We start from the raw sequence: 7,203 nt of genomic DNA on the forward strand, positions 1-7,203 counted from the left end.
GGCGGCGGGGACGGCGCGCGCGGCAGGGGGCTGCACCGGCGCGGACGCTGCCGGCACCCGCGCCGTCACCTCGCCGCCGGGCGCGCTGCGCGTCGGCACGCGCAGCGCCGCGGCCTGCGGGCGTTGCAGCGGCGCCGCTGCCGTTTTGCCGTTGCCGCCGCCTGCGGGCTTGAAGGCCAGCATGCGCAGCAGCACCATGGTCAGGCCGCTGTACTCGTCGGGCGCCAGGCCCAGTTCGTTGCGCCCGTGCAGTGCGATGCTGTAGAGCAACTGGGTGTCGTCGGGCGGCAGGCGTTCGCCGAGGCGGGTCAGCACCTCGGCTTCCGGGTCGGCGCCGTCGAGCGCTTCAGGCACCACCTGCAGCACCGCCAACTGCTGCAGCACCACCGCCATCTCCTCCAACGCGCCCTGGGCCGAGAGGCCTTGCGCGCGCAGCTGGGCAGCCGTCTCGACCACGGCGGCGCCGTCGCCCGCGGCCAGCGCCTCGATGAGGCGATAGACATGGCTGCGGTCGACCGCGCCGAGCATCTGGCGCACGCCCTCCTCGCGCAGGCTGCCCGAACCGAAGGCGATGGCCTGGTCGGTCAGCGAGAGCGCGTCGCGCATCGAACCGCGGGCGGCGCGCGCCAGCAGGCGCAGTGCGCCCGGCTCGGCTTCGATCTGCTCGGCCTGCAGCACGCCGCCGAGGTGCTCCAGCACGGTTTCGGGCGCCATCGGCCGCAGGTTGAACTGCAGGCAGCGCGACAGCACGGTGACCGGCACCTTCTGCGGGTCGGTGGTGGCCAGCACGAACTTCAGGTACTCGGGCGGCTCCTCCAGCGTCTTCAACATCGCGTTGAAGGCGGTGTTGGAGAGCATGTGCACCTCGTCGATCATGTAGACCTTGAAGCGCCCCACCACCGGCTTGTAGACCGCCTGGTCGAGCAGCTGGGAGATCTCCTCGACGCCGCGGTTGGAGGCGGCGTCGAGCTCGACGTAGTCGACGAAACGCCCGGCGTCGATGTCGCGGCAAGCCTCGCAGACGCCACAGGGCACGGCCGTGATGCCGCCCTGCCCGTCGGCGCCGACGCAGTTGAGCGACTTGGCCAGGATGCGCGACACGGTGGTCTTGCCGACCCCGCGCGTGCCGGTGAACAGGTAGGCGTGGTGGAGGCGCTGTTGCGTCAAGGCGTTCGACAGCGCCTGCACCACGTGTTCTTGCCCCACCATCTGATCGAAGCTGCGGGGCCGGTATTTGCGGGCAAGAACAAGGTAACTCATGCCCGCGATTCTACGGGGCCGCGGGCGGACTCCCCGAGGCGGCGCACGGGCGATGCGCTGCGCACGCAGGATGCGGGAGATTTGCCGGCCGGCGCCGCGGGCGGTCGCTGATGCGGCTACAATCGCGCTTGACGGGCCTCCCCGCATGGGAGCGCGGCCAATCGGGTCAGGTCGGGAACGAAGCAGCCCCAACCGTTGCCACCAGTGCCGGGGTTAAGGCTCGTCACCCATCTACTCGGGAAGCCAGCAAGTCTGGGTTCCTCCTCCCCAGGAAGCCCAGCGTCAGGCTTGCAGCGACCAGCCTCAGCCGCCCGCCTGCCCCGTCAGACGCGGCTGCAGACCCTTCTGCAGCTCGTCCCGCAGCGCCCGCAACAGGTTGAGCTCGCGGTCGGCCAGCTTGAAGCCGTCGACCTGCGACTTGTCGGCATAGAGCAGGCCCACCGGCACCCCGTCGACGATCAGCGGCAGCAGCATCAGGCTGGCGGCCCGCACATGGCGGTGGAACCAGGCCGGCAGGCGCGCCGCGAGGGTCGGCGTGGCGGCATCGCGGATCAAGGTGTCGGCGCCCTTCAGGCACAACGCGCTGAAGAGGTCGGCCTCCTGCCCGAGCCGGAAACGAAAGTGCTGGCGCAGCAGCGCCTCGCGCACCCCGCAGGCCTCGCGCACGACCAGGACGTCGGTGCCGGGCTCGCGCAGCGCCAGTGCGACATGCTGACACTGGAAGGTGTCGAACACGGCCTCGGCCGTGATGCGCAGCAGCGCTTGCGCCTCCTGCGACTGCGCGACGGCGACGCGCAGCCGCGTTGCTGCGCGCGCCAGCGGGTGCGCCGGCGCGCTGGCGGCCGGCCGTGCGGCCGCAGCGGCCTCGCGCGCCGCTGGCGCTGCCTGCTCGGCGTCCACCGCGGCCCAGATCTGCTGGCTGGTCAGTCCCAACACCTTCCCGTAGCGGTCGATGATGGCGGTGTTGCGCAAGGCCTGCTCGCGCCGCTCGACCTGCGTCTGCACCTCGGCCAGCTCGTTGCCCAGAGCGCCCAGCAGACGGAACCAGTCGTCGCGTTTCTCGGGACGGCGCAGCAGGCCGTCGGGTGCCGGGCGCCGCATGCCGCGCACCAGGGTCTCGGGCAGCCCCCAGGTGCGGGCGACGCTCACGCCCAGGTCCTCGAAGTCCAAGCCCAGCACGGCGAGCACCGCCGAACTTTCGCTGCCGCCCTGGCTGAGTGCGAGCTGGCGGATCTGCGCGGCGTCCTCGGGCAGGTAGAAGTGCACCAGGGTGCGTCCCAGGTTCTGCATCAGCGCGGTGACGAAGGACTCCTCCTCCTCCGCCTCGGTCGGACACAGCCGCTCGGCATAACGTCCGGCCAGTCGGCACCGTGCGTACTCCTCGCGCAGCGACTCGGCCACCGGCTGGTCGCGCAGGTCCTCCAAGGTCGGAAGGGCGCCGGCCAGGTCGCGGATCGCCATGAAACCCATCAGCGCGACCGCCCGCGAGACCGTCGTGATGCTGCCGCCGCCGACCGAGCTGTAGTAGGCGGCGTTGGTCATGCGCAGCAGCTTCTGCGTCAGCGCGACGTCGTCGAGCACCGCGCGGCTGATCTCGTCGAGGTTGACCTTCTCGGCGCCGGACAGCCGGCGCACCCGGCGCACCACGTCGCCCTGCACCGGCAGGTCGGCCTGCTGGGCGATCTGCTGCATCAGGCGGTTCAGCGTGCGGGCCGCACGGCTGTCGCCGCTGCCATCGAGCAGGGCCGGCGTGAGCCAGTCCTGCAGCGCCTCGCGCAGCTCGGCCGCGCTGGCGTAGCGCTGCGCCGGGTCACGCGCGAGGCTGCGCGCGACGATGGCGCGCAGTTGGGCCTCGCCATGCTCGATGCCGCGCAGGCCGCGCGGCAGCGTCAGGTCTTCCTCCAGCAGGCGAGCCGCGGCGCGTTGCGGGTTCTGGTCCTGCACCGCGGGTCGCCCGGTGAGCAGCTCGAACAGGATCAGTCCGACGTTGAAGACGTCGGCACGCGCGTCCGACGTCCCGCCCTGCACGGTCTCGGGTGCCAGGTACAGCCCGCTGGCGCTGGGCAGCGCATCGACATCCAGCGGCGCGGGCAGCACGGTGAAGCCGCTCAGCCGCGGCCGTCCAGCAATGTCCAGCACCACGCAGGCGGGTTCCAGCCGGCCGTGCACGACGCCGGCGGCATGCGCGTGCGCCAGGCCGTCCAGCATGCCAATCACCGACAGAGCCGCCTGGCGCGGCGGCATGGCCTCGTGCTCGGTCAGCCATTGCGACAAGGCCACGCCGGTGACTGCCTCGACCTGCAGCAGCGGCTGGCCGTCCTCGATGGACGCATCCAGCACGGCCACGATGTTGGGATGCCGCAGTGCCATCACCGGCGCCGCGGCAGCGCGCCACACCTGGCTGCCCAGCCCGGGCAGCGGCAGGCGATGCCACACCTGCAGTTGCACCTCGCGCAGCGCGGCGGCGTCCTGCGCCAGCCACCAGCTGCTCGCCGAGCCGCGCGCCAGCGCGCGCACCAGCCGGTAGCGGCCCAGGGCGGGCAAGTGCCCGAGGGTGGTCGCTTCGAGGTTCTCCATCTCAGACCGCTTGCTTGAAGGCCATCACGGCCTGGTTGCGCAAGGTGCGCAGCAGCGACAGCTCGCGCTCGGTCACCTTGATGTCGCCGGCGCGACCCTTGTCCGCATAGATCAGCCCGAGCGGCGCGTTGCGCAGCACCAGCGGCAGCAACAGGAAGGTCGGCGCATTGACGCCGCTGCGGTACCAGGCCGGCAGCCGGCCGGCGATGTTGGACGCCGAGGCGTCGCTGATCAGCGTGTCGGCGCCCTTGGTGCAGACCGCCGCGAACAGGTCGCTCGCGCCGCCGAGCTGCAGCTTGAACTGCGCCGCCACCCGCTCGGCGTCCTGCCCCAGCCCGAAGCGGCCGGTCAGCACGCCGCTGCGCGCGTCGCGCAGACAGAAGATCACGCGCTGGAAGCCATGTGCCCGGTACATGGTCTCGAGGATCATGCGCAGCACTTCATTGAGCTTGAAGTTCTCGACCAGGGTGTTGCTGATGTCCTGGATGCCGGCGGCCAGCGTCTGGGCCGGGTCGGCCGAGCCGGTCTCGGGCGGCGCGGCGCTCGCGGTGGCGGCCTCCTGGGCTTGGGCATGGGCCTGCACCAGGGTATCGAGTTCATGCGGCGAGAGTGAATCGGCGTCGCTGTCGTGCCGTCCGGCGCCCGGCGGCAGCAGGCGGGCCGCGCGGCTGCCCGGCTTGGGGCTGAGTTGCAGGGCCGGCACGGCCTCCGCCATGCGTTCGCGCGAGCGCCGCACGGCCTCCTGCATGTCCTTGGCCGACAAGCCCAGCACCCCGGCGTACCGCAGGGCCAGCTGCGCCAGCTGAGCCGGCTGCTGGGCCGAGCTCGTGTTCAGCAGCAGGTCGGCGACATCATTGCCGGCGCAGGCGAGCAGGCGCAGCCGGTCAGTGGACTGCTCGGCCTTTTTCAACGGCGTGTCCCCGGGCAGCTTGCGCATGCAGCGCTGCAGGGTCTCGGGCAGGCCCCAGGTGCGCGCGACGCCGATGCCCAGCTCCTGGAAGCCGATGCCCAGTACCGACAATGCGGCGCTCTCCTCGCCCGGTGCATCACCCGGGCCCTGCGGCTCCAGCAGGCGGCGGATCTGCTCGGCCTCCTCGGGAAAATAGAACTGGGTGAGCATGCGGCCGAGGTTCTGGAACAGCGCCGCGATGAAGGACTCCTCGGCGTCACGCGAGCCGCTGGCCAGCTCCTGGGCCACGGTGCCCGCCATCATCGCGCGCAGGAACTCTTCCTTCAGCACCGAGGCGTGGGACTTGTCCTGCATGTGTTCCAGCAGGATCAGCGACAGCGCGAGGTTGCGGATCCCGGCGAAGCCGATCAGCGCCGCGGCGCGCGAGACGGTGCTGATGCTGCCTCCGCCGGCAGTGCGGAAGTGGGCCGAGTTGACCAGGCGCAGCAGCTTGTGGGTCAGCGCGACGTCCTTCAGCACCTCGTTGGCCAGGCTGGCCAGGCTCTCGTGTTCCGAATTCGCGATGCGCTGGATGCGGCCGACCGAGTCCGACAGCGCCGGGAAATCGCTCTTGTGGCGCATGCGCCGCAGCAGGAAGTCCAAGGTGCCGTTGCGCCCGCCGTCCTGGACCTCGGCCTCGCTGGCCGGCGTGAGCCAGGCGCGCAGTGCGGCCAGCATGTCACGAGCGCCCGGGTAGCGCACGCCGGTGTCGCGCGCGGTGGCGCGGTGCACGATGGCGCGCAAGCCGTCGTCCACCGCCTGCTGCAGCTGCGCCGGCAGCACGATGTCCTCGTGCGCGTTGCGATAGATGGCACGATAGGGATCGCGCTCGTGCACGGCCGGCTGGCCCAGCAACATCTCGTAGAGCACCAGCCCGGCCGCATAGACATCCACCTGGGCCGTGGCGGGCCGGCCGTGTGCGACCTCGGGTGCGATGTAGCCGGGCGTACCGACCACCGAGGTGTCAGCGCCGCCGTGGCGCTGGCTGGCCGCGATGCCGAAGTCCATCACGCGGGCGCGGCCGGCGCCATCGATCAGGATATTGGACGGTTTCAGATCCCGGTGCACAACGCCGGCCTCGTGCGCATGGGCCAGGCCCTCGAGCACGCCCACCAGCAGCTTGACCGCGTCGGCGGGCGCCAGCGGGCCCTGCTCCCGCAGGCGCTGGCTGAGGGTCTGGCCCTCGACCAGCTCGAACACCAGGTAAGGATGCTGTTCGTGCACCTCGGCCTCGAACAGCGGCACGATGTGCGGGTGGCTCAGCCGGCTGACCGCGCGCGCCTCGCGCAGCCACACGGCCAAGGCCTGCGGGTCGGACGCTTGGGCGCGGTGCAGCTTGAGCGCCACCTCGCGGTCCAGCCGCGGGTCGAAGGCCCGCCAGACCGAGCTTTGCGCACCCTGGCCCAGCGCGTGACGCAGTTCATAGCGTCCGAGCGTGCGGGTCGGCGGGTGGAGCGTCGCGGGGGCGGCCATATACCTTCTGTTTCAAGTCCGGTGATTGTCCTGATTGGACAGCCTCCCGGGGTCGGACAAACCCGCAAGGTAGCGGCAAAAGTGCCGCCATTTCGCGCTTGTGTGCGCCCGCTAGCCTGGCGGGTCGAGCTCCACCACCTCGCCCTGCCCCGTGACGAAGGCCGCGCGCACCGGCGCGCCCCCGGCCAACGGGCGCACCGCCTCGCAGTAGCGCGCCAGCTGCTCCCGGTAGGCCGCGAGCTGCTCGGGCGCGTGCTCCAGCTTGTAGTCCAGCACCCACCACTCGGCCCCCTGCCCGCGGTCCAGCTGCACCAGCCGGTCGATGCGCAGCACCTGGCCCTGCCAGCTCAGCGCCACCTCGTTGCCGGCCCAGCGCAGGCTGTCGCCGTCGAGGAAAGGCCGGAACGAGGGACTGGCCAGCACCGCGTCCACCATGCGGCGGGCCAGCTCGCGCTGCCCGGCATCGAGCCCGAAGCTGCCCGCCGCGGCGGCCACCGCCTCGGCCGCCGCGAGGCCGCCGGCGCCGGCGGTCAGCCATTCGAGGGCGCGGTGCACCGCTTCGCCGACGCGCGCCGCGTCGGCATGACGCGGCGGCGCACGGCCGGCGAGGGTCGCCGCCGCTGGGCGCGACAGCGGCGGCAGTTCCTTCAACACGATCTCGGCGGCAGGCGGGGACGCGGCTGCCGGCCCCGCCTGCGCCACCGGCTCCGGCCGCGCCTCCAGCGGCTGCAAGCCCGGCGCGTCCTCGCCCAGCCGTTGCCACCAGCCGCGCTCGGCAGCCCGCAGGTGCGGCTGGGTGGCACTGAACACCAGCCGTTCGCGGGCGCGGGTCATGGCGACATAGAGGCCGTTGAGTTCCTCGCGCTGGCGCGCCTGCCGCTCGCGTTCGAGGACGATCTGCAGGCTGGGCGCGGCCTGGCGCTCGGAGGCGATGAAAGCGAAGC

4 protein-coding genes and 1 other RNA gene are annotated in these 7,203 nt (G+C 72.0%); 1 reads left to right on the plus strand and 4 read right to left on the minus strand.

The genetic code is table 11. The features are described from left to right. On the minus strand, positions 1-1,260 hold a 1,260-nt coding region (dnaX, locus tag OOT46_RS30445; protein WP_265407378.1), incomplete at its 3' end, for a DNA polymerase III subunit gamma/tau. A gap of 130 nt (positions 1,261-1,390) precedes the next feature. On the opposite strand from dnaX, the gene ffs reads away from it, so the two are divergent. Next, positions 1,391-1,488: signal recognition particle sRNA small type (gene ffs / locus OOT46_RS30450), an RNA gene on the plus strand. A 75-nt stretch (positions 1,489-1,563) separates the two neighbouring features. On the opposite strand, the gene OOT46_RS30455 is transcribed toward ffs, so the two are convergent. The 3 genes from OOT46_RS30455 to OOT46_RS30465 all read right to left on the minus strand — a co-directional run. Then, entirely contained in the window at positions 1,564-3,837 is a 2,274-nt protein-coding gene (locus OOT46_RS30455; RefSeq protein ID WP_265407379.1) for an HDOD domain-containing protein, read from the minus strand. 1 nt (position 3,838) lies between these two features. Beyond that, complete coding sequence (locus OOT46_RS30460; RefSeq protein ID WP_265407380.1) at positions 3,839-6,259, minus strand: serine/threonine protein kinase; 2,421 nt, start codon at positions 6,257-6,259, stop codon at positions 3,839-3,841. A gap of 111 nt (positions 6,260-6,370) precedes the next feature. Beyond that, positions 6,371-7,203: PD-(D/E)XK nuclease family protein (locus tag OOT46_RS30465; RefSeq protein ID WP_265407381.1), on the minus strand; the 833-nt coding region annotated here is incomplete at its 5' end.

The organism is Aquabacterium sp. A7-Y, assembly GCF_026153205.1.
Lineage (GTDB): Bacteria > Pseudomonadota > Gammaproteobacteria > Burkholderiales > Burkholderiaceae_C > Caldimonas.